Origin of the sequence: Streptomyces sp. NPDC101490, assembly GCF_044767145.1 — a bacterium.
Classification (GTDB): Bacteria; Actinomycetota; Actinomycetes; order Streptomycetales; family Streptomycetaceae; genus Streptomyces.
Window position 1 is genome coordinate 17,957 of record NZ_JBIWNI010000028.1, and the last position, 26,519, is coordinate 44,475.

Below are 26,519 nucleotides of genomic sequence, written 5' to 3' on the forward strand. Positions count from 1 at the left end.
CCCACCGGCCTATCGTGTGCGGCCGACGACCGTCGATGTCTCGCAGGCGCAGGAGGATCCGTGTTCCCGTTGTCTTTCGCGCAGCAACGCCTGTGGTTCCTCAACCGCCTCGACCCGGGCGCCTGGACCTACAACCTGCCGCTCGCGCTCCGGCTCGACGGCCCGCTCCACACCCCGGCCCTGCGCTCCGCCCTGGCCGATCTGGTGGCCCGGCACGAAAGCCTGCGCACGGTCTTCCCCGAGGTCCAGGGAGAGCCTCGGCAGCGGGTGCGGGACACCGTCGACGTCACCGAGTTCCTCACCGAACTCGACGTCCCGGCCGGGGAACTGCCCACGGCACTGGACCGGCTGGCCCGGCACGCCTTCGACCTCACCACGGACCTGCCGCTGAGGGTGTGGCTGCTGCGCGCCGACGAGCACGACCACACGCTGTACCTCGTGCTCCACCACATCGTCGGCGACGGCTGGTCCACGGCGCTGCTCGGCCGCGACCTGGCCACCGCCTACGCGGCCCGCCGCACCGGCGCCGCGCCGGACTGGGAGCCCCTGCCCGTCCAGTACGCCGACTACGCCCTCTGGCAGCGGGAACTCCTCCAGGGCCCGGACGGCGCGGACCTCCTCGCCCACTGGACCGCCCGGCTCGCCGGCCTGCCCGACGAACTCCCGCTGCCGCTCGACCGGCCCCGTCCGGAGATCTCCGGCGACGACGGCGGCGAAGTCCTCCTCGAACTCCCCCCGGAGCTGCACGAACGCCTGCTGCGGCTCGCCCGCGAGGCCGACGCCTCGCTGTTCATGGTCGTGCACGCGGCCCTCGCGGCGCTGCTGACCCGGCTCGGCGCGGGCACCGACATCCCGCTCGGCACGATGGACGCGGGCCGTGCCGAAGAGGACCTCGAAGACCTCATCGGCTTCTTCGTCAACACCCTGGTGCTACGGCTCGACACGGGCGGGGACCCCACGTTCCGCGAACTCCTGGCACGGGCCAGGGAGACCGACCTCGCCGCCCTCGCCCACCCCGAGATGCCCTTCGACCGGCTCGTCGAGGCCCTCAACCCGAGCCGGGCGCTCAACCGGCACCCGCTCTTCCAGGTCGCGCTCGTCCTGCAGAACAACGCCGCCGCGCACTACACGCTGGACGGCCTGACCGTCACCGAACTGCGGAACCGGACCATCGCGGCGCACTTCGACCTGTCGGTCGCCTTCACCGACCGGTACGCCCCCGACGGCACCCCCCTCGGGCTGTCCGCGCAACTCGTCCACCGCACCGAACTCTTCGACCGGGACACTGTCACGGCCCTCGGACACCGCCTGGTACGGCTCCTCGAAGAAGCCGTCCGGGACCCCGACCGGGCCCTGGGCGACATCGACCTCCTCGACGCCCGCGAACGCGACACCCTGCTGCGCGTCTGGAACGGCACGACCCGGCCGGAGACACCCACCGGACTCGCCGAGGCGTTCACCCGGCAGGCCGCCCTGACGCCCGGCGCCCCCGCCGTGTCCGACACGGACGGCACCCTCGACTACGCCGAACTGGACCGGCGCAGCGACCTGCTGGCCGGCCGTCTGCGCCGCCTGGGCGTCACGGCGGAGACCCGGGTCGCCCTCCTCCAGCAGCGCTCCGCCGACCTGATCGTGTCGATGCTCGCCGTGCTCAAGGCGGGCGGCTGCTTCGTACCGCTGCCGCTGACCGCGCCCACCGAACGGCTCCGGGACATGCTCCGGCAGGCCGGTGCGGAACTGCTCCTCGTCGACGACGCGCTGCGCGACCACGAAGCGGCGAGCGGCACACGCACGGGAACGGGCACAGACACGGGCACGGCCTCGGGCACAGGGACGGGCTCGGGCTCGGGCACGGGCATCGAGACCCTGACGGTGACCGGCTTCCGGGCCACCGAGGCCGACCGCGCCGCCGTCCCGGCCGCCGCCGCGCACCCCGAACAGGCCGCGTACATCATGTACACCTCGGGCTCGACCGGCGCGCCCAAGGGCGTCGTCACCACCCAGCGGGGCGTGCTCGCCTTCGCCCGCGACCGCTGCTGGCACGACGAACGGCCCCGCCGCGCCCTGCTCCACTCACCCCATGCCTTCGACGCGTCCACCTGCGAGATCTGGGTGCCGCTGCTGTCCGGAGGAGAAGTCGTCGTGGCACCCGTCGGCGACGTCGACGGAACCGTCGTACGGGCCGCCGGACTCACCGACGTCCTCCTCGTCTCCGGCCTCTTCCAGGTCATCGCCGAGGAGGACCCGGACTGCTTCACCGGACTGCGCGAGGTCATGACCGGCGGCGACGTCATCAGCCCCGCCGCGGTCCGCGCCGTCCTGCGCCGCCACCCCGGCCTGACCGTCCGCGCCACCTACGGCCCCACCGAACTGACCATGTGCTCCATCCAGATGCCGCTGCGCGACCCGGACACGGTGCCCGACAGCGTGCCCCTGGGCCTGCCCATGGACAACACCGCCGTGTACGTCCTCGACGACCGGCTGCGGCCCGTACCGGTCGGCGTGGTCGGCGAGCTGTACGCCTCCGGCGCCGGTCTGGCACGCGGCTACGACGGCCGCCCCGGCCAGAGTGCCGAACGCTTCCTCGCCGACCCGTTCGGCGCGCCCGGCACCCGTATGTACCGCACCGGCGACCTCGCCCGGTGGCGCGCCGACGGCACCCTCGAATTCGCGGGCCGGGCCGACACCCAGGTGAAGATCCGGGGCTTCCGGGTCGAACCCGGCGAGGTGGAGAGCGTCCTGGTCCGCCACCCGCACGTGGCACAGGCCCATGTGCACGCCCGTGAGGACCGGCCGGGCGACAAACGCCTCGTCGGCTATCTGGTGCCCGCCGTACCCTCCCCGGACCTCACCGGCATCCGCGCCGCCGCCGCCTCCGTACTGCCCCCGTACATGGTGCCCGCCGCCCTGGTCCCCCTCCGGCAGCTGCCGCTCACCCCCAACGGCAAGATCGACCGGAGACTGCTCCCCGCACCCGACGAGACCGCCTCCGGAACCGAGCACGTCGCCCCCCGCGACGACCGGGAACGCGCCCTGTGCGCCCTGTTCGCCGAAGTGCTCCAGATACCCCGCGTCGGCGTCCACGACGGCTTCTTCACCCTTGGCGGCCACTCGCTGCTCGCGATCCGGCTGATCAACCGCATCCGCACCACCCTCGGCGCGGACCTCGGCGTCGCCACCCTCTTCCAGGCCCCCACCGTCGCCGAACTCGCCACCCGCCTCGCCGAACCCGGCGCCACCCGGCGCATCCCCGCCGCCCCGCGCACCACCGCGCCGCCCCTCTCGTACCAGCAGGAGGGCCTCTGGTTCCTGCACCAGCTCGACCCCGCCTCCCCGGTCTACAACGTGCCGCTCGCCCTGCGCCTGCGCGGCCGCCTCGACGCGGACCGGCTCTCCCGCGCGCTGGGCCTGCTGGTCGCCCGGCACGAGAGCCTGCGCACCCGCTTCGTCGCCGTGGACGGCGTGCCCGTCCAGGTGACCGACCCCGCACCGGCGTCCTGGCCGCTCACGGTGACCCCGACGCACCCCGACGCGGTGACCGAGGCGCTCGAAGGGGCCGCCACCCGCCCCTTCGACCTGGCCGCCGACCGGCTCCTGCGCACCGAACTGCTCCGGCTGGGCCCGACCGAACACGTCCTGGTGCTGTGCACCCACCACATCATCGCCGACGGCTGGTCGGCCGGTGTCCTGCTCGACGAACTGTCCACCCTGTACACCGATCCGGACGGCTCCCTCCCCGCCCTCGACATCCAGCCGGCCGACCACGCCGTCTGGCAGCGCGCCCGGTTCGCCGACGACGTCCTGGACAAACAGCTCGGCTACTGGCGCGAACAGCTCCACGCCCTGCCCCAGCTCGACTTCCCCACCGACCGCCCGCGCGGCACCGGCGCCGGACACCCCGGAGCCACGGCGGAACTCGTCCTCCACGACGACCTCGGTACGGCACTGCGCCGACTGGCCGACACCGAACGCGGATCACTCCTGTCCGTCCTGATGGCCGGATTCCTCGTCGTCCTCTCCCGGCACACCGGACAGGACGACATCGGCATCGGATCGGTCTTCTACGGCCGCGACCGCCCCGAACTGGAACCGCTGGTCGGCTACTTCGCCAACACCGTCGTGCTCCGCGCCGACGTCGCGGGCAACCCCTCCTTCCGGGAACTGGTGAGCCGCTGCGAACTCGCCGTACGCGGCGCCGCCGAACACCAGGACCTCCCCTTCACCACCCTGGTCGAACGGCTCCGGCCGGCCCGCGAGCCCGGCCGCAACCCGCTCTTCCAGATCAGCCTCACCCTGCACGCCGACGAAGTCCCCGCAGCCGCAGCGGCGTTCGGACCGGTCACCGCCGAACCCCTGCCGGTCTCCGGCCGGGTCGCCCGCTTCGACCTGGCCGCCCACGCCACCGTCACCGCCGACGGCGGACTACGGCTCCAGGCCGAGTACGCCACCGGTCTCTTCGAAGACGACCGGATCACCCGGCTCCTCGAACACCTGGGCCGCGTCCTGACCCGGGCGGCCGCCGAACCCGACGCCACGGTCTGCGACTTCGAGCTCACCGGACCCGACGAGACCGCACTGCTGTACCAGTGGAGCGCGGCCCGGCGCGAGACACCGGCCGACGGCTCCCTGTGGGACCTGTTCGCCGAACAGGTCCGGCTGCGCCCCGACGCCGTCGCGGTGGTCGCGGGCGAGGAACGGACGACCTACCGGGAACTGGCCCGGCGCGCCGAACGCCTGGCCGCCCGGCTGGCCGCCCGGGACATCACCCGGGGCAGCCTGGTCGGACTCTGCACCCGCCGGGACACCGACCTCGTCGTCGGTGTCCTCGGCATCCTCCGTGCCGGAGCCGCGTACGTACCGCTCGATCCCGACCACCCGGCGCGGCGGCTCGCCGCCATGGCCGCCGACGCGGGCCTCTCGGTGGTCGTCACCCAGAGCGGACTGGAAGTGCCCGGTACCCCGCTGCTCCTGGACGCCGACACCGACGGCGACCTCCCCGTGCCGGACGCGACCGCGACAGCGGCGGACCTGGCCTACCTGATCTACACCTCCGGCTCGACCGGGACGCCCAAGGCGGTCACCGTCCCGCACGGCCAGGTCGTCCGGCTGATGCGGACCACCCAGGACCGGTACCGCTTCGACGAGCGGGACGTGTGGACGCTCTTCCACTCCTCCTCCTTCGACTTCTCCGTCTGGGAGATCTGGGGCGCCCTCGTCCACGGCGGCCGACTGGTCGTGGTGCCGTTCTGGCAGACCCGCTCGCCCGAGGACTTCCAGGGCCTGCTGGCCCGCGAGGGGGTCACGGTCCTCAACCAGACCCCGGCCGCCTTCCGCCAGCTCGTCGCCGCCGACGAGGAACGCCCGGTGCCGCTCTCCCTGCGGTACGTCATCTTCGGCGGCGACGCCCTGGACATCGACTCGGTGCGCCGCTGGTTCGACCGGCACGGCGAGGAACACCCCCGGCTGGTCAACATGTACGGGATCACCGAGACCACGGTCCACGTCACGCACTGCCCGCTGACCAGGGAACTCCTGGAGGACAACGCCAGCCCCATCGGCGAGCCGATCCCCGACCTCTCGCTGTGGGTCGTCGACCGGGCCGGGCGCCCGGCACCCATCGGCGTACCGGGCGAACTCCTCGTCGGCGGCGCCGGACTGTCCTGGGGCTATCTGCACCGGCCCGGCCTGAGCGCCCAGCGCTTCGTCGCGGACCGGTTCGGCGGCGCCCCTGGCGCCCGCCTCTACCGCTCCGGCGACCTGGCCCGCCGCCGCGCCGACGGCGGCCTGGAGTACCTGGGCCGCATCGACCAGCAGGTCAAGATCCGGGGGTTCCGCATCGAACTCGGGGAGATCGAGGCCGTCCTCGCCGCCCACCCGGGCGTCACCCACGCGTGCGTGACCGTACGCGACGACCGGCTCGTCGGCTACGTGGTCACCGGGGAGACGGGCGACCTCGCCGGGATCCGCACGCACCTGGCGGCCCGGCTGCCCGACTACATGGTGCCCTCCGCGCTGGTGCCGGTGGACCGCATCGCGCTGACCGGCAACGGCAAGGTGGACCGGGCCGCGCTGCCCGCGCCGGAGCCGAGCCGCGTCGGCGAGTTCGTCGCCCCCCGCTCCGACACCGAGCACGCGGTCGCCCGGATCTGGTCCGCCCTCCTGGGCACCGACCGGATCGGTGTCCTCGACAGCTTCTTCGACCTGGGCGGCACGTCCCTCGACCTGACCCGGCTGCGCGCCGAGATCCGCCGACAGCTCGGCGTCGAACTGGACATGCGCGACCTGTACGCCGCTCCGACCGTGGAGATGACCGCCGTGCTGCTCGACCCGTCCCGCCGTGACCGCCCCGAGGCGCCGCACGCGCCCAGCGGCGACCGCCCCCAGCCCTCGCCGCTCGTACCGATCAAACCCACTGGCGGCAGGCCGCCGCTCTTCCTGGTCCACGCCGTCGGCGGCTCCGTCGTCCCCTACCTTCCGCTGGCCCGTCTCGTCGACCCCGAACAGCCCCTCTACGGACTGGAGGACCCGGGACTCGACGGCGGACCGGTCACCACCTCCCTGACCGACCTGGCCGCGCGGTACGTCGAGGCGATCCGCGCCGTCCAGCCGCACGGCCCCTACCACCTCGGCGGCTGGTCCCTGGGCGGTGTGGTGGCCGCGGAGATGGCCGCGCTCCTGACCGCCGTCGGCGAGGAGACCGCGCTGGTCGTCATGCTGGACACCGGGATGCCCCCGTACCTCGGTGGGGAACTCCCCGACCGCGCGGTCCTCCTGGGCGGCTTCGTCCACGACCTGGCCGGTCTGGCGGGCGTGCCGGCGCCCCGGTACGACGAGGCCGCCCTGCGCGGCCTGTCGCCGGACCGCCAGGACGAGGCCCTCCTGGACCTTTTGGAACACGCCTCCCTCGTCCCGGCGGGCATCCGGGAGGACATGAGGGAACGCGTCCGGGTCTTCGAGGCCAACACCCGCGCGCTGCTGCGGCACCGGCCGGGCCCGGTCGACGGCCGCCTGGTGCTCCTCTCCGCGCGGGAGCAGCCGCACCGGCCCAGGACCCGCCCGTGGCGCGTCCTCGCCCAGGGCGGCTTCGAGTTCCACACGGTCCCGGGCGACCACCACACCATGCTCCAGCAGCCCCATCTGACCGCGCTGGCGGAGAGCCTGCGCGGTGTCCTGGACCGGCTCGTCCGCTCCTGACGCACGGCCGCCGCCCCGGCCCAGGCCTGCCCGCCCCGGACATCAGGACCGTCCGTGGCGGGCACCACCGGGCCGGGGCGGCGGCTGGTCACGGTCACGGACGGGACGCCGGTCGCCGATGCGGGACCTGGGCCGCAGGCCCGTACCGGACGGCGGTCGCGGAGCCCGTACGGGACGAGGGCGGGGACCCCGGACATCTGCCCGTACGGGACGGGGGCGGGCAACCCGGACATCTACCTGTACGGGACGGGGGCGGGCACCCCGGAATCCGCGCGTACGGGACAGGGGCGGTGGTCGGGTACGGGCCCGTTGGAGATCAGCCGGATGCGACGCGTACGGCACGGCGGCGGGGGCGCACCCCCGTCCCCGCACCCCGCCCCCACGACGGCGGGAGCCGCCCGCACGGGACGGCGGGTGCGGAGAGATCCGCACCCGCCGTCCCGTTTCCCGTGGACCGGCGCCTCAGGTCGGCCGAGGGTCCTCCCCGGACCGCACCGGGGGCACCTCCCGTGACCGCACCGGGGACGCTTCCCCGGAGCGGGCGAGCCGCTCGGCGAAGTCCGCGAGCACGGGGTGTTCCAGCAGGACCCGCACCCGGACCGTGATGCCGAGGCGTCGGCGCACCGCGGCCACCACCTCCATGGCCGCCAGTGACTGACCGCCCAGGGCGAAGAAGTCGTCGTCGTCCGCGACCGGGACGCCCAGGACCTCCTGCCAGATCTCGGCTATTTCGGTGGTGTCCATCGATCAGCTCCTTGACGGGCTCACGCCGGGCTCAGCCGCACCGGCAGACTGGTCAGTCCATGGATGAAGTTGGCGGTGCTCCACACCGGGGTGCCCGCCGGGGCCACCGTGCGGACGCGGCGGACCAGCGCGGTCAGCAGCGCGGTCAGCTCCAGCCTGGCGACCCGGGACCCCACGCAGACGTGCGGGCCCCAGCCGAAGGCCAGGTGCCGGTTGGGCGTCCGGTCCGGCCGGAAGGTGTCCGGGTCGGCGAAGACGGCCGGGTCGCGGTTGGCCGAGCAGATCCAGGCCGTCACCCGGTCGCCGGGGAGCAGTTCGGTCCCGGCGACGGTCACCGGGCGGGTCACCGTGCGCAGCGCGTGCAGTCCCGGGCTGGTCCAGCGCAGGATCTCCTCCACGGCGGTGGGCAGCAGTTCCGGTGACACGCGCAGCGCCGTCCACAGCTCGGGCCGTTCGCAGAAGACGAGGAGCGCTCCGGCCGCCGCGTACCGGACGGTCTCGCTGGCTCCGGTGAGCACACCGCTGCAGTTGAGGATCAGCTCCTCGTCGGTGAGGTCGCCGCCGGCCGCGAGCAGCGCGCTGAGGAGGTCGTCGCCGGGGCGGGCGCGCCGCCGGTCGAGCAGGTCGGCGAAGTAGCCGAAGATCTCGGCGTTGGCGTCCAGCCGGTCGATCGGGTCGGGGGAGTCCAGGCCGTCGGTGGTGAGTCTGCCGATCAGCGGCCAGTCCTCGCGGGGCAGGTTCATCATGGCGCAGATGACCTGGTTGGGCAGCCGCTGGGCCAGGTCGCCGACGGCGTCCCGGACCAGGGGCCCGGCGGCTCCGTCCGCCCGGTCGCCCGTCGGGCCGTCACCGATGCCGACCACCTCGTCCACCAGGTCGGTGACCCCGGCGACGATCCGGTCGTGCCAGCGGCGCAGCGCCGCCGGGGTGAACGGCGCTCCCACCACGCGGCGGATCCGGCCGTGCCGGGGCGGGTCGCTGACCACCATCATCCGGTCGGCGACCAGGTCGGCCGCCCCGTCCGAGCCGCCGAGCCTGATGCCGGAACGGGAGCTGAAGGTGGCCGGATCACCCAGTACGGTCTCGACGTCGTCGTAGCGGGCGGCGACCCAGAAGCCGGGACCGTCCGGCTCGGGATGCCGGGTCAGTCCCGGGCGGTCGCGCAGGGCCGCGAGCTGGTCGAGGAACCGGTACCCGGCGAAGACCTCCGGTGCGAGCAGGTCGATGTCCATCGCGGATCAGCGGGCCTCGATCACGGAGAACGGCGACTCCGGGATCGGCAGGACCCGGTGGGTGCGGAAACCGGCGGCCTCCAGGATGCGGGTGAACCCGGCCCGGTCGCGTTCCCGGCCCCCGGTGAGGACCATCATGCCGAGGTCGCTCCAGTGGCTGACGTGCTGGGTGCCGTCCTCCGGCACCAGCATCTCGATGACGAGGAGCCGGCCGCCGGACGCCAGCGAGCGACGGCTCGACCGCAGGATCTCCACGGCCTGCTCGTCGGTCCAGTCGTGCAGGACGCTGCACAGCAGATGGGTGTCGGCGCCGGTGGGCACCGAGACGAAGAAGTCGCCGGGCACCGCGCGGCAGCCGGGGACGCCGCCGCCCAGGTTCACCTCGTCGATCACCGTGGGGCGGTCGAACAGGATGCCGCCCGCGTGCGGGGCCACCGACAGGATCTCGCCGAGGAGGAAGCCGTCGGCGCCGCCGATGTCCAGGATGACCTCGGAGCCCGTCCAGTCGACGGCCCCGGCCGCCTGCCGGTACAGACGACCGGTCCGTTCCCGCATCCGGCGCAGGAACGCGAGGTTGGCGCCGCGCCGGGTGTTCTTGACCCCGAAGAAGCCGCCGTCGCCGCCGTCCCCGCCGTCGAAGGATGCCGTCCCGGTACGGAAGGTGTCCGTGGCGCGCAGCCAGGCGAATTGGCTCTCGGCGTTCACCAGCGACGCCGAGAGGCTGTCCGGGGCGTCCCGGCGCAGCCGGGCGCCGAGCGGGGTCAGCCGGAAGCCGGTGGTGGGGGTACCGGAGAAGAACCCGGCCGTGGTGAGGGCGGACAGCAGCCGTCCCAGGGCGTCGGGATCGGCGTCGATCAGGGCAGCCGTGGTCTCCACCGGCTGCGGGGCCGTCGGCTCCATCACATCGGCGACGCCGAGTTCGACGGCGATGCGCAGGGCGTGCGGCAGTACCGCGACCATGCTGTCGTCGACGAGCGTGAGGTAGTCCCGCACGATCCTGTCGGTGGCTTCCACCGCGCGGACGCCGTCGGCTCCGGTCTCCATGACGGAGGTCTCCACGACGGAGGTCTCGACGACGGAAGCCTCCACCACGGAGGCTTCCACGACGGAGGCCTCGACGGCACCCGCGTCGGCGGTGACGGCATCGGCGGCGGAGGTCTCGGCGGCGGTGATCCCGGCGTTCTTGGTGGTCTCGGTGTACGTGGTCATCGTCAGCCCCTTTCCTGGGGTCGGGACGCGCAGCAGTTCTGAAACGGCACGGTGGTCGACCTTGCCGTTGGCGTTGTGGGGGAGTTCGTCGAGGCGGCGCACCAGATCGGGCACCAGATGGCCGGGGAGCAGGCCGCGCAGCTCCGCGCGCACCCGGTCCGGGTCCGCGCCGCCGGTGAAGGCCAGTGCCAGCCGCTCGTACGCGCCGCTCCGGCCGGTCAGGGCCACCGCCACGCAGTCGCGGACTCCGGCGCGGTCCCCGGCGCGGCTCTCCACCTCGCCCAGTTCCACCCGGTAGCCGCGGATCTTCACCTGCCGGTCCGCGCGGCCCAGGAAGTGCAGGACGCCCTCGGCGTCGCGCTCCGCGCGGTCACCGGTGCGGTAGACCCTGGTCGGCACGCCCTCCACGTCGACCGTGACGAACCGCTCGGCGGTCCGTTCCGGGTCGTGGAGATAGCCCTGGGCGAGGCCCGCGCCCGCGACGCACAGTTCGCCGTCGATCAGATGGACGTCGGTGCCGGGCACCGGGCGCCCGATGGGCACGCCGTGCGGCAGGTCGCAGTCCTCGGGTCGGATGCGGTGCGTGGTGGCGAAGGCGAAGCTCTCCACCGGGCCGTAGCAGTTGTGGACGGTCGTGTCCGGATGCCCCGCAAGGAGTGCGCGGACCGGCTCGGGCGACAGCCGTTCACCGCCGATGAACATCAGGTCGATCCCGTGGAAGCAGTCGGGGTCCAGCCGCACCAGCAGGTTGACCACGGACGCGACCAGGACGAGGGTGTTCACGCCGTGCCGGGCGACCAGCTCGCGCAGGGTGTCCGGCAGCAGATGCTCCTCGTCCGGCAGTACCACGGTGCCGCCCCGGGACAGCATGCCCCACAGTTCGAGGCCGCAGGCGTCCCACCCGACCGGGGCGAGCTGGGGCAGCACCCGCCCGGGGGAGAAGGCGGCCAGCGGGCCGCTGTCGAAGAGCCGCAGGACCGCCCGGTGCGGAGTCACCACCCCCTTGGGGGTGCCCGTGCTGCCGGAGGTGAAGAAGACACAGGCGGGGTCGTCCGGCCCGAGGTCCGCGTGGACCGGAGGGGTCCCGGGGACGGGTTCGGCCGGTGGTGTCCAGCACGGGGCGCCGGCGAGCGGGACGTCCGTGACGAACAGCGGTGCCCGCAGCAGGCGCAGCAGTTCCCGCACCCGCTCGTCCGGCCACTTCACGTCGATGGGGCAGTACGCCGCGCCCGTCTTCAGGACGGCCAGCAGCAGGGTCGCCATACGGGCCGAGCGGGCGATGCGCACCGGCACCAGGCAGCCGGGCCCCACTCCTGCCGCGACCAGTGCGGCGGCATACGAATCGGCCGTTGAAACAAGTCGGGAATAGGTGACGGGACCGTTGTCGTCAATCAGCGCAATATGGTCGCCGTATTCTGCCGCGCGCTTGTCGAGTGCCTGATGAATCAGCACGTACCGCTCCTTGTCCGCAGCTTCGATCGCACGCATACTCACCTGTCACGATCGCGTGCGCAACCCCTATGAACCCCATAGCGGACACCCCGGTACCCAAGCGGGGGACGGGGTGTTCCGCACTGTTCGGCGGCTGGGGGCGGAATGCGTTGACATTCTTCCGGGCCCGTCCGTAGCGTTTTTCCGTCGCGGTACCGGGATCTGACAATTCGTGTTCCCGCCGTTGAAAACCGATTATCGAGCCTTGGGGGAATTCATGTCGTCCACACCCCAGACCAGAGATCAGCACGCCGTCGACGCCGGGATCGACCACATCACCCTCTCCGTCGGTGACGCCCGTGCCCGTGCGGCCGAGTTCGTCGAGCGCTACGGATTTCAGGTGATCGCCACCGGGGAGACCCCGGAGTTCACCGCCGTGGCGGTGGGACAGCGGGACATCGTCCTGCTGCTGCTCGAAGGCCGCGCCGACGACCATCCGGCCACCCTGTTCACGGCCCGGCACGGCGACGGCGTGAGCGACATCGCCCTGCGGGTGGCGGAGCCGGACCGCAGGGCGGCGCTCGAAGCCTTCGGCGACGTGACGCACACCTTCGTCACCCGGTCCCCCGGCGAACCCTGGTCGCTGCCCGGCATCGACCCGGTGCGCGGCGGGGAGCCGGCCCCGACCGGGGGACACCTGCTCCGCGTCGACCACATCGCGGTCTGCCTGGAGACCGGCGAACTGGAACCGACCGTCGAGTTCTACCGCCGGGAGCTGGGCTGGCGGGTGGTGTTCGAGGAGGACATCCACGTCGGCGCACAGGCCATGCAGTCCAAGGTGGTGCAGAGCCCGGACACCGGAGTGACGCTGACGCTGCTCCAGCCCATGAGCGGAGCCGTCCCCGGCCAGATCGACGACTTCCTGAAGAGGCACGGCGGCGGCGGAGTGCAGCACCTGGCCTTCGCGGTGCCGGGCATCGTGGCCGCGGTCGCCGAACTCGGCGCCGCCGGCGTACGGTTCCTGACCACTCCCGAGGCGTACTACGAGGACCTGGAGGAGCGGCTCGGTTCGTCCGGCTACCCGGTGGCGGAACTGCGCGCGCACCATGTGCTCGCCGACCGGGACCACGACGGCGAGCTGTTCCAGATCTTCACCCGGTCCGAGCACCCGCGCCGCACCCACTTCATGGAGATCATCGAACGCCGGGGCGCGACCACGTTCGGCAGCAACAACATCCGCAAGCTGTACGAGGCGGTCGAACGACAGGACGCGGAGTGACGGGCGGCCCGGGCGTCCTGGCGGCCGAGCCGCTCACCCTCGCCGACGTCGAGGACCGTGCCCGCGCCGTGCTGGCGCCCGAGGTGTACGACTTCGTGGCCGGCGGAAGCGGTGACGAGTCGACGCTGAACGCCAACCGGGCCGCGTTCGACCGGTGCCACCTCGTCCCCCGCGTCCTGTCCGGAGCGGCGACCGCCGACACCACGACGACCCTCCTCGGCGTCCCGGCGTCGATGCCCGTCGCGGTGGCGCCGATGGCGTTCCACTCGGTGGTCCACCCCGACGGCGAACCCGCGGTGTCCCGCGCGGCGGCGGCGGCCGGGATCCCCTTCACGGCGGCGACCCTGGCCAGCCGTCCGCTGGACGAACTGGCCGCCGCCGACGGCGCCCTGTTCCTCCAGCTGTACTGGCTGCGCGACCGGGCCCGCACCGAGTGGCTGATCGACGAGGCCGAGCGGCTCGGGGCCCGCGCCCTGATCCTCACCGTGGACGTGCCGTTCATGGGACGGCGGCTGCGCGATCTGCGCAACGGCTTCGCCGTACCGGCACACGCCGCCCCGGTGAACCTGCCCGACGCGCAGCGCGGCGCGGGACAGAGCGTCGGCGGTCACGCCGCCGCCGTGATCGACCCCACCCTGTCCTGGTCCGACCTGGAGGAGCTGCGGCGCAGGACCCGGCTGCCGCTGGTCCTCAAGGGGGTCCTCGACCCCGCGGACGCCCGGCGCGCGGTGGACCTCGGCGCGGACGGCCTGGTGGTGTCCAACCACGGCGGCCGGCAGCTGGACGGCGCCGTGCCCAGCCTCCTGGCCCTGCCCGCGATCCGGGCCGAGGTCGGCGACGCCTGCGAGGTGCTGCTCGACAGCGGCGTGCGCAGCGGCACCGACGTGCTGCGCGCGCTGGCCCTCGGCGCCTCCGGGGTGCTCCTCGGGCGGCCGGTCCTGTGGGGCCTGGCCTCCGCGGGCGAGGCCGGTGTGACCGGAGCGCTGGAACTGCTGCGCACCGAGATCGAAGTGGCGATGGCCCTGGCCGGAGCCCCGCACGTGGCCGCGGCCGGACGCCTCGGCGTCCGGTGGGCGTCCGCAACCCCTGAACGGGAGGACTCATGACCGAGGCGTCCCACGCCTCGACGGCACGGCCGGTGACGGCGCTCGACCTGGCGGACCTGCACGGCTCGCTGTCCGATCCGGCGCTGCTGTCGATGAACCTGCTGAACGAGGTGTCCGAGCGGTACCCGGACGCGGTCTCCTTCGCGCCCGGACGGCCGGACCCCGGCGGGTTCACGGTCGAGGACGTCCACCGGTACCTGCGCACCTGGACCGAGCACGTCGGCGGCGGCGCCGGGGGAGCGGGGACCGCCCGCGACCGGCTCTACCAGTACGGCAGGACGAAGGGCGTCATCCAGGACCTGGTGGCCCGCAACCTCGCCACCGACGAGGGCATCCGCGCCGACCCCGAGTCGATCCTGGTGACCGTCGGCTGCCAGGAGGCCATGCTCCTGGTGCTGCGCGCGCTGCGCGCCGACGAGCGTGATGTGCTCCTGGCCACCGAACCGTCCTATGTGGGCGTCACCGGCGCGGCCCGCCTGGTCGACCTGCCGGTCGTGCCGGTCGACAGCGGCACCGGCGGCATCGACCTGGACGACCTCGCGGCCAAGGTGCGGGGCGCGCGGGAGGCCGGTCTGCGCCCCCGGGCCTGCTACCTGGTGCCCGACTTCGCCAATCCGACCGGGCTCAGTCTCGACGTGCCGACCCGGCGCAGGCTCCTCGACCTGGCAGCCGAGCTGGACATCCTCGTCATCGAGGACAACCCGTACGGCTTCTTCGGCGGCGGTGCCTCCCCGAAACCGACGCTCAAGTCGCTGGACGAGGGCCGCCGGGTCGTCTACCTCGGTTCGTACGCCAAGACCGTGCTGCCCGGTGCCCGCATCGGGTTCGTGGTGGCCGACCAGCCGGTCCTGCGGGACGGCGAGACCGTCGGCACCCTCGCCGACGAGCTCTCGAAGATCAAGAGCATGATCACGGTCAACACCCCGCCGATCGCCCAGGCGGTCATCGGCGGAAAACTGCTGGAGAGCGACTTCGCGCTGCGCGACGCCAACCGGGACGCCACCGCGCGGTACGGGCAGCGGCTGCGTCATCTGCTCGACGGGCTGGCCGCACGGTTCCCGGCGCCGTCGCCGGTCGCCTGGAACCGACCGGACGGCGGATTCTTCCTGGTCGTCACGGTCCCGTTCGTCGCCGATGACGACCTGCTCGCCTACTCGGCCGAGCGGCATAAGGTCATCTGGACGCCGATGCACCACTTCTACGCGGCGGGCGGCGGACTGCGGCAGCTGCGACTGTCCTGCAGCTCGCTTCCGCCGGAGGAGATCGACCTCGGTCTGGACCGGTTCGCCGCGCTGGTGACCGACCTTCTGGAGAGGACCTGAGAACCATGAGAGCGCTGACCGTAAACGAGCGGATCGTGTCGGACGACACCGACGCCTATGTGATCGCGGAGATCGGCCACAACCACGAGGGCGACCTGGACAAGGCCGAGGAGCTGGTGCGCCAGGCGGCCGCGGCCGGAGCCAGCGCGGTCAAACTGCAGAAGCGGGACAACCGCTCGCTCTACACCAGGGAGATGTACGACTCCCCCTACACCGGACGCAACAGCTTCGGCCCGACGTACGGGGCGCACCGCGAGTTCCTGGAGTTCGGCACCAGCGAGTACACCCACCTCCAGCAGCTCTCCGCCGAACTGGGCGTGGACTTCTTCGCGACCGCCTTCGACTTCGCCAGCGTGGACTTCCTGGCCGAACTGGGCGTCCCCGCGATCAAGATCGCGTCCGGTGACATCAGGAACACCCCGCTGCTCGCCTACGCGGCGAAGGCGGGAAAACCGCTGATCGTGAGCACCGGCGGCGCCGACATGGAGTCGGTGCGGCGCGCCTGCGGCACCGTCCTGCCGATCAATCCGGACCTCGCGCTGCTCCAGTGCACGGCCACCTACCCGGCCGAGCCGGAGGAGCTGAACCTGGCCGTGGTCGGCACCTACCGGGCCGAGTTCCCCGACACGGTGATCGGCTTCTCCGGGCACGACCTCGGCCCGTGGGCCGCCTGGACCGCGTACGCGCTGGGCGCCCGGGTGGTCGAGAAGCACGTCACCCTCGACCGCACCCGGCCCGGCAGCGACCACAAGTTCTCGCTGGAACAGGCCGACATGGCCGAACTGGTCGACGGGCTGCGCCGGGTGCGCCGCTCGCTGGGCGGCCCGGACAAGCGGGTGCTGGAGCGCGAACGTCCCGCGATGGGCAAGATGGGCAAGAAGCTCGTCACCCACCGGGACCTGCCCGCCGGACACCGCCTCACCCTGGAGGACGTGGCGATCAAGTCGCCGGGCGACGGGCTGACCCCCGACCGGCTCGCCGACGTCGTGGGCCGACGCCTCGGCAGGCCCCTGACGGCCGACGCCGACATCACCCTGGACGACCTGGTGGACGGCGATGCCGGCCGCGACTGACCTGACCGGATCGGTCGCCGTGGTGACCGGTGTGTGCGGACGGCTCGGACCCGTGTGGGTGGACGCCCTCCTCGGCGCCGGTGCCCGGGTGGTGGGCCTGGACGTACGGGACACCGTCGGGCCGGAGCTGCGGGCGGTGGTGGACGCCCACGACCCGGAGCGGTTCCTGAACCTGGTCGCGGACGTCACCGACACCGGCGGTCTGCGCCGGGCGCTCGACGACTGCCTCGAACGGGCGGGGGAGCCGACCGTCCTCGTCAACAACGCCGGTGTCGACAGCCCGCCGTCGGCCCGGGGCGGCGGCTGGCTGTTCGAGGACATCCCGGACGAGGTGTCCGGCGGCGTCCTCGACGTCAACGCCCTCGGGACACTGCGGATGTGCCAGGTGTTCGGGGCCCGGATGGCCCGGAACGGCGGCGGCTCCGTCGTCAACATCGGCTCGATGTACGGCCGTCTCGCGCCCGACCCCCGGATGTACGAGCACCTGCCGGTGGACCCGCCGTTCCTGAAACCGCCCGCGTACGGCATGTCCAAGGCGGGCGTCGCCGCGCTCACCCGCTACCTCGCCGCCCTGTGGGGCCCGGCCGGGGTCCGGGTGAACACCCTGTCACCCGGTGGGGTGCTGGGCGCGCAGGACCCGGTGTTCCGGGAGAAGTTCGACGCCCGGGTGCCGCTGCGGCGGATGGCCCGCGCCGAGGACCTGACCGGCCCGCTGCTGTTCCTCGCCTCCGGCCTGAGCAGCTACGTCACCGGTACCGAACTCGCCGTGGACGGCGGGTTCGGCTGTTGGTGACACCGACCCCTCCACGAGGAGAAGCCATGGACAGCTCCCTGGCCTGGATACCGCGCGCCGAGTTCGAGCGCGTCCTGGCCGACGTAGCCGATCCGCACGACAGGGCCCGCGCCTTCGCGGCGATGTGCCGGATCAACACCCTCTACATGATCGCGCGGGCCGGTTCGGGCCACATCGGCTCCAGCTTCAGCGCCGCCGACGTGGTGAGCTGGCTGGTCCTCGAAGAACTCGACCGGCCGTTCGAAGCCGACGGAGACGTGTACTTCTCGTCGAAGGGCCACGACGCGCCCGGACTGTACGCGGCGATGATCGGGCTCGGACTCCTCGACGAGGACCTCCTGCACCGGCTGCGGCGGATCGACGGACTGCCGGGACACCCCGACGTCGGCACCCCCGGAATGCCCTTCAACACCGGCTCCCTCGGCATGGGCATCTCCAAGGCGAAGGGCCTGGTCCTCGCCCACCGGCTGTCCGGCCGGGTCTCCCGGGTGGTGGTGATGACCGGCGACGGCGAGCTCCAGGAGGGCCAGAACTGGGAGGCACTGCCCAGCGCCGCCCGGTACGGGATGGGCGAGCTGACCGTGGTCGTCGACCACAACCGCCTCCAGTCCGACACCTTCGTCACCGACGTCAGCGACCTCGGCGACCTGACCGGCAAGTTCACCGCCGCGGGCTGGGGCGTGCTCCGGTGCGACGGGCACGACCCCGGCCAGCTGGAGAAGGCGTTCGCCCAGCGCGCCGCCGACCACCCCGACCGGCCCGTGGTGATCATCGCGGACACCGTCAAGGGCGGCGGCTGCCCCACCTTCGCCGCCACCTCGATGGCACCCGGCGAATGGCGCTACCGCCACCACAGCGGCGCCCCGGGCCCCGAGGACCGCGAGCGCGCGTACCGGGAACTCACCGGCACCGCCGACGGGATACTGCGCGGGCGCGGCCTGCCCCCGCTCCGGCCGGTCGTGCGGACCGTGGACCTGCCGGTGAAACCGTCTGGTGTACGGCTGCCCGAGGTGTACGGGAGGCTGCTCACCGAGGCGGCCCGCGAGGACCCCCGGATCGTCGCGCTCGACGGCGACCTGATCCTCGACACCGGCCTCATCCCGTTCCGCGAGGCCCACCCGGACCGGTTCGTCGAATGCGGCATCGCCGAACAGGACATGGTCTCCATGGCCGGCGGACTCGCCGCGGGCGGAATGCGCCCCTTCGCGCACTCGTTCTCCTGCTTCCTGCACGCACGGCCCAACGAGCACATCTACAACAACGCCACCGAGCGGCGGCCGGTGGTCTACGTCGGTTCGCTCGCCGGACTGCTGCCCGCCGGACCCGGCCACTCCCACCAGGCGGTCCGCGACGTGTCGGCGCTCTGCGCCGTCCCCGGCCTGACCATCCTGGAACCGTCCCACCCCGCCCAGCTGGCCGCCGCCCTGGACCACTGCCGGTCCACCCCGGACAGCGTCTATCTGCGCCTGTCCAGCCAGCCGGTCCCCGCCGCACTCGCCGCACTGCCCCCGGCCCCCCTGGAGACCGGCAGGGGACAGGTCCTGCGGGACGGCGGCCGGGCGGTCGCCCTCGGCGCCGGACCGGTGGTCCTCGGACAACTCCTCGCCACCGCCGACCTGCTCGCCGCCCGGGGCGTCGCGCTGACCGTGGTGGACCTGCCCTGGCACAACCGGATCGACCCGGAGTGGCTGGCCGGACTGCTCACCGGCGTCCGGCACCTGTTCGTCGTCGAGCACCAGTACGACAGCGGCGGCCAGGCCGACCTGATCGCCCGGCACCTCATGGAGACGGGCACCGGGGACGGCATCGCCTTCCGCGGCCTCGGCCTCACCGAAGTACCGCGCTGCGGCACCGACGCGGAAGTCCTCGCCGCGCACGGCCTGGACGCGGCCCACCTCGCGGACCTCATCGGCGCGGACGTCCTGGACCGCACCCCCACCCGCACCCCCCGACCCGACGGAGACACCACGTGGAAACTGTCCGCAACGAACTGAACCGCCCGCCCCAGGAGACCGTCGACGGCTTCCGCGCGGTCCTCGCCGAGTACAGCCCGAGCTGCCTGGTCACCGACGCCCGGCGCCGGGTCGGCGCCATCGGCGGACTGCTCCCGGTCAAACACCACCACAAGATCGCCGGACCGGCGCTCACCGTCAACCTCTCCATCGACGACCTCGTCGACTGCATGCCCGTGCTCAGGCAGGCACAGCCGGGCGACGTGATCGTGGTCGCCTGCCACGGCACCACCCGCACCGCCATGTGGGGCGGCCTGATGTCCACCCTCTCCCGGCAGATCGGCATCGCCGCCGGAATCGTCGACGGCGCCGTCCGCGACGTCGACGAGATCCGCGACCTCGACTTCCCCGTCTGGTACCGCAGCACCGTCCCCAGGCCCTCCCCGACCGCCGTGCACGACCGCACCGAGCCCGTCCAGGTCAACGTCCCGGTGGTGATCGACGGCCAGGTCATCAACCCCGGGGACATCCTCGTCGCCGACGAGAACGGCATCGCCGTCGTACCGAAGGACGAGGCCGAGACCGTACTCGCCCGCACCCGGATGAACATCGACCGCGAACGGGTCATCCGCGAGAAGATCAGCTCCGGCCTGTCGGTCGCCGAACTGATCGCCGAGTTCGGACACCTGTGATGCGCGTCTACCTCACCGGCGCCGACGGGATGCTCGGCACCGCGCTCCGCCACGAACTCGCGGCGCGCCCGGAGACCGCCGACTGGCCCGTCCTCGGAGTGTCCCTCGCCGACTTCGACATCGGCGACGCGACGGCCGTCCGCGACTCGATCGACGCCTTCCGGCCCGACGTGGTCGTGCACACCGCCGCCAACGCGGTCGTCGACTCCTGCGAGCGGGACCCGGCCCCGGCCCTGCGCGTCAACGTCGGCGGCACCCACCACGTCGCGGAGGCCTGCCGACGGCACGGCAGCCGACTGATCTACATCTCCAGCGACTACGTCTTCGACGGCCGGACCCCCGGACCCGCCGGATACAACGAGGACGACATCCCCTCCCCGGTCAGCGTCTATGGACTGAGCAAACTCGCCGGGGAACGGATCGCCGAAGCCGTGCCGGACCACCTCGTGGTCCGCACGTCCTGGCTGTACGGCGGCACCGACCCACGCCTGGACCAGGTGCTCGCCGCCGCCCGGGAGTTCCTCGACGGCGGACGGCCGCGACTGATCGACGACCAGTTCAGCAGCCCGACCTACCTCCCCGACCTGGCGTCCGCACTGGTCAGGCTGCTCCCCGGCGCCCTGGCCGTCCGCGGCCTGCTGCACATCGCCAACCGGGGCCGGGCGAGCTGGTACCAGGTGGGCCTCGCCCTCGCCGAACGCCTCGGCACCGCCCACCCGGTACCCATGTCCATGGCGGAGGCGGGATTCGTCGGCGGCCGGCCGCGCGACTCCCGCCTCGACAGCACCCGCGCGGCCGCCTTCGTCCACGCGATGCCCCACTGGAGCGACGCCCTCGCCCGGTACTGCGCCCTGCTCACCGCGGGCGACCGGGGACCGGTGAGCCGCTGATGCCCCAGCCGTTCCTGCTGCTGGACTTCGACGGGGTGGTCTGCGACACCGAACGGGCCGCCCTGCTCGCCTGGCAGGACCTCTACGACCAGCTCGGCGTCCCCTTCGACGCCGGGACCCGCGCCGGGATGCTCGGCAACTCGGCCGGGGCGCACCTCGCCCTGGCCGACCTGGCCGCCCGGCTCGGCCGCCCGGTCGCCGACGACGAGTGGGACTGGCAGCGGGAACGGCGGGCCGCCCGGTGCGGGGCCGCACCGGCCCGGCCCGGCGTGGAGCGGCTGCTGCGCACCGCGCGGACGGCCGCGATCGTGTCCAGCAGCCCGGCCGCCTGGGTGGAGGGCCACCTGCGACGGCTCGGACTGCGGCACCACTTCGCCTTCCTGGTGACCGGCGACGACACCGACCGCCACAAACCACGACCGGACCTGTACCTGCTGGCGCTGGCACGCGCCGGGGTGGCGGCCGACGACGCCCTGGCCGTCGAGGACTCCCCGAGCGGGGTCACCGCCGCCCGCGCCGCCGGTCTACGCTGCGTGGCGGTCCCCTGGGAACCCTCCGGGGCCCCCGGCCTGGCCGACGCCGACGCGGTGCTGCCCAGCCTGGGCGACCTGGACCTGCGGCGCTATCAGCGCGACGAGGTGTGACATGGAGATCACGGCGGACACCGCCCTGGAAGAACTGTCCCGGCACGTCCTGATGGACGGCCTGGACCTCGTACTCGACCTGGAGCGCAGCCGGGGCAGCACCCTGATCGACGCGCGCGGCGGCGAGGAGTACCTGGACCTCCTCACCTTCTACGGTTCCCTGCCCCTGGGCATGAACCACCCCGGCATGACCGACGACCCGGCGTTCCTCGCCGAACTCACCCGGGCCGCCCTGCACAAGGTCACCAACTCCGACATCTACACCGTCCAGTACGCCCGGTTCGCGGCGACGTTCCGCCGGGTCCTCGGCGACCCGGCGCTGCCGCACCTCTTCTTCATCGACGGCGGCGCCCTGGCCGTCGAGAACGCCCTGAAGGTCGCCTTCGACTGGCGGGCGCAGCGGGCCGGGACCGACCCCACCGCACCCCTCGAAGTCCTCCACATGGAGGGCGCCTTCCACGGACGCAGCGGCTACACGCTGAGCCTCACCAACACCTCGCCGACGGTGACCGCGCGGTACCCGGGATGGGCCTGGCCGCGCGTGCCGGTACCCGGACCCGGCGACGGACGGGAGGCGGTCGAGGTCGCGCGACGGCACCTGGCCGAGCGCGGCCACCGGATCGCCTGCTTCATCGCCGAGCCGGTCCAGGGAGCGGGCGGCGACCGGCACCTCGGCGCGGAGTTCCTGCTGCGCATGCAGGACCTGTGCCACCGGTACGACGTGCTCTTCGTGCTCGACGAGGTGCAGACCGGCTGCGGCCTGTCCGGCGCCCCGTGGACGTACCAGCGGCTCGGACTCGCCCCCGACGTGGTGGCCTTCGGCAAGAAGACCCAGGTCTGCGGTCTGATGGCGGGCGGCCGGGTGGACCAGGTCCCCGAAGGGGCGCTGGCCGTGCCGGACCGGCTCGGCTCCACCTGGGGCGGCAATACCGCCGACATGGTACGGGCCACCCGCATCCTGGAGATCATCGAGCGGGACGGACTGGTGGCCGGGGCCGAGACCAGGGGCGCCCATCTGGGCCGCCTGCTCGCCGACCTGGCGGCGGCCCATCCCGCCCTGGTCCGCGACGTGCGCGGGCTCGGCCTGATGTGGGCCTTCGACCTCCCCGACACGGCCCTGCGCGACGAGGTCCTCGACCGGCTGCGCCGCTCCCACCGGGTCCTGCTGCTGCCCGGCGGCCCGCGCGCCGTGCGGTTCCGCCCGGCACTGACCATCGGGCTCGACGCACTCGACAAGGGCGTCGCCGCGCTGGACGCGGTGCTCACCGCGATGGGCCCGCGATGAACGGCCACGGGCCGTGCGTACGGGGATGTAGGGGTTGTCAGGAGTTTGCCGCGCGACCAGAATGCGGGCAGCTCTTCCATTCGACGCCGATAAAGGAGTGCGCTGGCTCATGAGCAATCCGTTCGAGGATGAAAATGCCTCATACCGCGTTCTGGTCAATGCGGAGGAGCAGTATTCCCTGTGGCCGGATTTCGCGGAGGTCCCGGCGGGCTGGACCGTCGCCCTGCCGAGCACGACCCGGCAGGAATGCCTGGACTACGTGAACGAACACTGGGTCGACATGCGCCCCAAGAGCCTCGTCGAGGCGATGCGCCGGGCCGACTGACACGCCCCCGCCCGTCACGGCCAGGGACCACGCCGCGAGAGCGCGTGGTCCCTGGCCGTTTCCCTGTCCCTGACGACCGTTCCCGCCCCCGGAATTCCCGCGCGGCGGAAACCGGCCCGCCGCGAACATTCCACGGCCCGCGCCGGCCGTTCCACGGGATTCTCCCGCACCCGTCCCGTCACGCGGGAAACTCCGGCCGCCGCGCGGGTCGATAGCGCGCCGATAGCCGGTCGATGAGCCCGGCGGCGAGCATGGGTCCCGTCGGCGACCGGAACACCCGGTCCGCGGGTGCTGACGGCGTGCGGCGAGAGGACGATCCCTCCCGGCCCGACCGCGACCTACTGCCTGGCCGAGGAACGGTATTCCCTCTTTCTCACCGACCCATGGGAGGAGTTCGCGGTGGAACTGGTGGAGCGCGAAGCACCGATGGCGCTGTTGACCACACTGGCCGAACGGGCGCGGGACGGACACGGACGCGCCGTGCTGGTCTCCGGACCGGTGGCGGCGGGCAAGAGCGTACTGGTGCACACCTTCGCCGATCACGCCCTGGGCCTGGGAATGCTTCCCCTGGCGGCGCTGGGATCGAAAGACGAGCGGCACCTGACCCTGGGCGTGATGCGCCAACTGGTCGACGACGCGCCGCTGGACACCGCGGACCGGGCGCGTGCCGTGGCCCTCATCGAGGAAGGCGTACGCGCCGCCCGGCACCGGGGCGCCGACGCGCAACCGGACGACGGCGTCGTGCGCGGACTGGCCACCGTCCTGCTGGAACTGGCCGAACGCTGCCCCCTGTACATCGCCGTCGACGACGTCGAACAGGCCGACCAGGCCTCCCTGACCTGCCTCGCCTATCTGGCACGACGCCTCAACAGCGCCCGGGTCCTCGCGGCGTTCACCCACAGCGGCCACGGCTGCGACACCGAGTTCCGCTTCGTGGCCGACCTGCTGCGACAGCCCAACTGCCACCGCGTCGAGGTCACCCAGCTCTCCCCGGCGGGCGTCCGGCAGCTGACGGCCCAGCACCTCGGAGAGACCGTCGCCGCCGAACGCTCCGCCGACTGGCACGCCTACAGCGGCGGCAGCCCCCTCCTGGTCGAAGCACTGGTCCGTGACCACCTGGGCGGCGGCGAGGCGGGCCCCCGCTACCGCGAGGCCGTCCTGTCCTGCCTGCGCCGCAGCTGCCCGGACATGGTCCGGACCCTGAGCGGCTACGTGGTCCTCGGCGAGCTGGACAACCTGGACGGACTGGTCGACCTGAGCCCGGTCCGGACCACCGAGGCGGTCCACGCGCTGATCGCTGGAGGACTGCTCACCATGGACGGATTCCGGCACGAGGCCGCCCGCGACGCGGTCACCGGAGCCGTCGACGCGGACGGTCTCGCCCGGCTCCACACCCGCGCCGCCGTCCTGGCCCACGAACGGGGCGCCGGTACCGAGGTGGTCGCCGACCACCTGCTGCGCGCCGGAGCGCCCGCCGACGCCGGAGTCCTGGAGGAGCCCTGGGCCCTGCCCGCCCTGGAGGACGCCGCCGCGCACGCCCTGCGCGACGGCGCGGCCGACCGCGCGGTCGACTGCCTCCGGCTCGCCCGGCACATCTGCGCGGACCCGCTCCGGCGGGCCCGTATCACCGCCGCCCTCATCCGGGCCGAGTGGAGCATCAACCCCGGTGTGTCCAGCGGCAGGCTCGGCGAACTCGTCGACGCGATGCGCAAGGGCCGCCTGCGCGGCGCCGACGCGCTCACCCTGGCCCGCGCGCTGCTCTGGCACGGCCGCTTCGAACAGGCACAGGAGGTCCTGCGCCACCTGGCCGCGACAGGACGGGCGACCGACCCCGAGACGGCCACCGAACTGCAGATCACCCGCCGCCGCCTGCGCCACACCTACCCCTCCCTGCTCGCCGCGCTCGGCCCGAGGCCCGCCGCCGGACGTCCCCCCACCCACTCGGTGAGCGCCGACCGCCGCCTCCAGGCGGTGTCCGCGCTGGCCGCCGTCCTCGGCGGCGGCCCCCACCAGGAAGCCGTCGGCGTGGCCCAGCGGGTGCTCCACGGCACCCGGCCGGACGAACTGTCCACCGAGACCGTCGAGAGCGCCCTCCTCGCCCTCGCCTACAGCGGGCGGGCCGAACGCGCGTCGGCCTGGTGCGACCTGTTCCTGGACCGGATGCGGACACGGCACACACCGAGCAGAAGGGCCAGGCTGGGCGCCGTACGGGCGGAGATCGCCCTGCGCCGGGGCGATCTCACCGACGCCCGGCGGTACGCGAGCGAGGCCCTCGCCCTCCTCCCGGCGATCAGCTGGGGCGTCACCGTCGGCGCGCCGCTGAGCACCCTGGTCCTGGCCACCACCGCGATGGGCCGCTACGACGAGGCACAGACCTATCTGGACCACCGCGTCCCCGAGCCGATGTCCGAGACCCGCTACGGGATGCACTACCTCTACGCGCGGGCACGGTTCGGACTGGCCACCGGCTATCTGGAGATGGCCCTGGAGGACCTGCGCCGGTGCGGCGCCACGCTGGGCCGGTGGGGGATGGACACGCCGGGACTCATCCCCTGGCGCACCGACGTCGCCGAGGTCTACCTGGGACTGGGCCGTCCCGCCGACGCCCGGCGGATGCTGGAGGAGCAGTCCGCCAGGTTCCCCGCCATGCCGAACCGGGTCCGTGGCAGCGCGAGCCGCGTCCTGGCCGGGGCCGGGACCCCGGCGCACCGGCCGGCACTGCTGCGCCAGGCCGCCGAACTGCTCCAGTCCGACGACGGAGACCGCTACGAACTCGCCCTCGCCTTCGCCGACCTGGCCCGCGCCTACCGGACCCTGGGGGAGTTCCGGCGGGCCGCGGCGGCCGAGCGCCGCGCGGTCATCGTGGCCGCCGACTGCCACGCGGAGGCACTGGTCCGGGGCCTGGCCGTGGAGAGCGCCACCGCACTGCCGACACCCGCCGACGGAGGCGACGGCCTCACCGAGGCCGAGCGCCGGGTGGCGGCGATGGCCGCCGTGGGCTGCTCCAACCGGGAGATCGCCGAGGGACTGCACGTCACGGTCAGCACGGTCGAGCAGCATCTGACCCGCACCTACCGCAAGCTCCGGATCAGCCGCCGCGCGGACCTGCCGTCCCTGCTGGGCGGACCGGTCACGGGAGACCTCACCGACGCGCGCCGTCGCTGAGCGCGCCTGCGCGCCCCGCATTTCCGTACGTCCCGCCGCGAAGGGGCCACATAGCCAGACGTGTTCGTAAGCTGAATTCAAGCCATATGGCCCGGCGTTCTTCTCGAAGCCCGTACTGAATCGGGGGCGCCGCTTCCCGCCGTCGAATCCCCGGCCCCCGCGGAAAACACCGCTCACTGGACA

Annotated in this window: 16 protein-coding genes; 13 read left to right on the forward strand and 3 right to left on the reverse strand. The window is 73.2% G+C overall.

Annotation, left to right across the window (positions count from 1 at the left end; translation table 11 throughout):
* The first annotated feature begins 60 nt into the window (after positions 1-60).
* The gene (locus tag ACIRQY_RS31845; RefSeq protein WP_403931405.1) at positions 61-7,194 is read left to right on the forward strand and encodes an amino acid adenylation domain-containing protein; all 7,134 of its coding nucleotides are present in this window, start codon (positions 61-63) and stop codon (positions 7,192-7,194) included.
* Between the two features lie 462 nt (positions 7,195-7,656).
* Here ACIRQY_RS31845 and ACIRQY_RS31850 read toward each other — a convergent pair whose 3' ends face one another.
* The 3 genes from ACIRQY_RS31850 to ACIRQY_RS31860 are packed head-to-tail and all read right to left on the reverse strand — an operon-like array spanning position 7,657 to position 11,831.
* Entirely contained in the window at positions 7,657-7,938 is a 282-nt protein-coding gene (locus ACIRQY_RS31850) for a phosphopantetheine-binding protein (protein WP_403931407.1), read from the reverse strand.
* Positions 7,939-7,958: 20 nt separating this feature from the next.
* Positions 7,959-9,170 carry a cytochrome P450 gene (locus tag ACIRQY_RS31855; protein WP_403931409.1) on the reverse strand — a complete coding sequence of 404 codons (1,212 nt, stop codon included), beginning with the start codon at positions 9,168-9,170 and terminating at the stop codon, positions 7,959-7,961.
* Positions 9,171-9,176: 6 nt separating this feature from the next.
* Positions 9,177-11,831 carry an AMP-binding protein gene (locus ACIRQY_RS31860; RefSeq protein ID WP_403931411.1) on the reverse strand — a complete coding sequence of 885 codons (2,655 nt, stop codon included), beginning with the start codon at positions 11,829-11,831 and terminating at the stop codon, positions 9,177-9,179.
* A gap of 256 nt (positions 11,832-12,087) precedes the next feature.
* Between ACIRQY_RS31860 and ACIRQY_RS31865 the strand changes: the two genes are divergently transcribed.
* The 12 genes from ACIRQY_RS31865 (at position 12,088) to ACIRQY_RS31920 (ending at position 26,336) form a co-directional block, all read left to right on the forward strand.
* Positions 12,088-13,089 carry a VOC family protein gene (locus ACIRQY_RS31865; protein ID WP_403931412.1) on the forward strand — a complete coding sequence of 334 codons (1,002 nt, stop codon included), beginning with the start codon at positions 12,088-12,090 and terminating at the stop codon, positions 13,087-13,089.
* Positions 13,086-14,195 (forward strand): alpha-hydroxy acid oxidase, encoded by a 1,110-nt coding sequence (locus ACIRQY_RS31870; RefSeq protein ID WP_403931414.1) that lies wholly within the window; start codon positions 13,086-13,088, stop codon positions 14,193-14,195. Before ACIRQY_RS31865 ends, ACIRQY_RS31870 begins: the two co-directional genes overlap by 4 nt.
* Positions 14,192-15,517 carry a PLP-dependent aminotransferase family protein gene (locus ACIRQY_RS31875; RefSeq protein ID WP_403931416.1) on the forward strand — a complete coding sequence of 442 codons (1,326 nt, stop codon included), beginning with the start codon at positions 14,192-14,194 and terminating at the stop codon, positions 15,515-15,517. The genes ACIRQY_RS31870 and ACIRQY_RS31875 overlap by 4 nt, the downstream gene beginning before the upstream one ends.
* 5 nt (positions 15,518-15,522) lie before the next feature.
* Complete coding sequence (locus tag ACIRQY_RS31880; RefSeq protein ID WP_351792498.1) at positions 15,523-16,590, forward strand: N-acetylneuraminate synthase family protein; 1,068 nt, start codon at positions 15,523-15,525, stop codon at positions 16,588-16,590.
* On the forward strand, positions 16,574-17,383 hold the full coding sequence (locus tag ACIRQY_RS31885) for an SDR family oxidoreductase (protein ID WP_351792502.1): 810 nt from the start codon (positions 16,574-16,576) through the stop codon (positions 17,381-17,383). The genes ACIRQY_RS31880 and ACIRQY_RS31885 overlap by 17 nt, the downstream gene beginning before the upstream one ends.
* A 26-nt stretch (positions 17,384-17,409) precedes the next feature.
* A complete protein-coding gene (locus tag ACIRQY_RS31890) occupies positions 17,410-19,377 on the forward strand; it encodes a transketolase C-terminal domain-containing protein (protein ID WP_403931418.1) in 1,968 nt (655 codons plus the stop codon).
* A complete protein-coding gene (locus ACIRQY_RS31895) occupies positions 19,353-20,027 on the forward strand; it encodes an RraA family protein (protein WP_351792506.1) in 675 nt (224 codons plus the stop codon). Before ACIRQY_RS31890 ends, ACIRQY_RS31895 begins: the two co-directional genes overlap by 25 nt.
* The gene (gene rfbD, locus ACIRQY_RS31900) at positions 20,027-20,917 is read left to right on the forward strand and encodes a dTDP-4-dehydrorhamnose reductase (protein WP_403931420.1); all 891 of its coding nucleotides are present in this window, start codon (positions 20,027-20,029) and stop codon (positions 20,915-20,917) included. Before ACIRQY_RS31895 ends, rfbD begins: the two co-directional genes overlap by 1 nt.
* A complete protein-coding gene (locus ACIRQY_RS31905; protein ID WP_403931421.1) occupies positions 20,917-21,561 on the forward strand; it encodes an HAD family hydrolase in 645 nt (214 codons plus the stop codon). The genes rfbD and ACIRQY_RS31905 overlap by 1 nt, the downstream gene beginning before the upstream one ends.
* A 1-nt stretch (position 21,562) precedes the next feature.
* On the forward strand, positions 21,563-22,846 hold the full coding sequence (gene lat / locus ACIRQY_RS31910; protein ID WP_403931423.1) for an L-lysine 6-transaminase: 1,284 nt from the start codon (positions 21,563-21,565) through the stop codon (positions 22,844-22,846).
* Positions 22,847-22,955: 109 nt separating this feature from the next.
* A complete protein-coding gene (locus ACIRQY_RS31915; RefSeq protein ID WP_351792516.1) occupies positions 22,956-23,171 on the forward strand; it encodes an MbtH family protein in 216 nt (71 codons plus the stop codon).
* A 399-nt stretch (positions 23,172-23,570) separates the two neighbouring features.
* Positions 23,571-26,336 (forward strand): AAA family ATPase, encoded by a 2,766-nt coding sequence (locus tag ACIRQY_RS31920; RefSeq protein ID WP_403931425.1) that lies wholly within the window; start codon positions 23,571-23,573, stop codon positions 26,334-26,336.
* Positions 26,337-26,519: the final 183 nt, after the last annotated feature.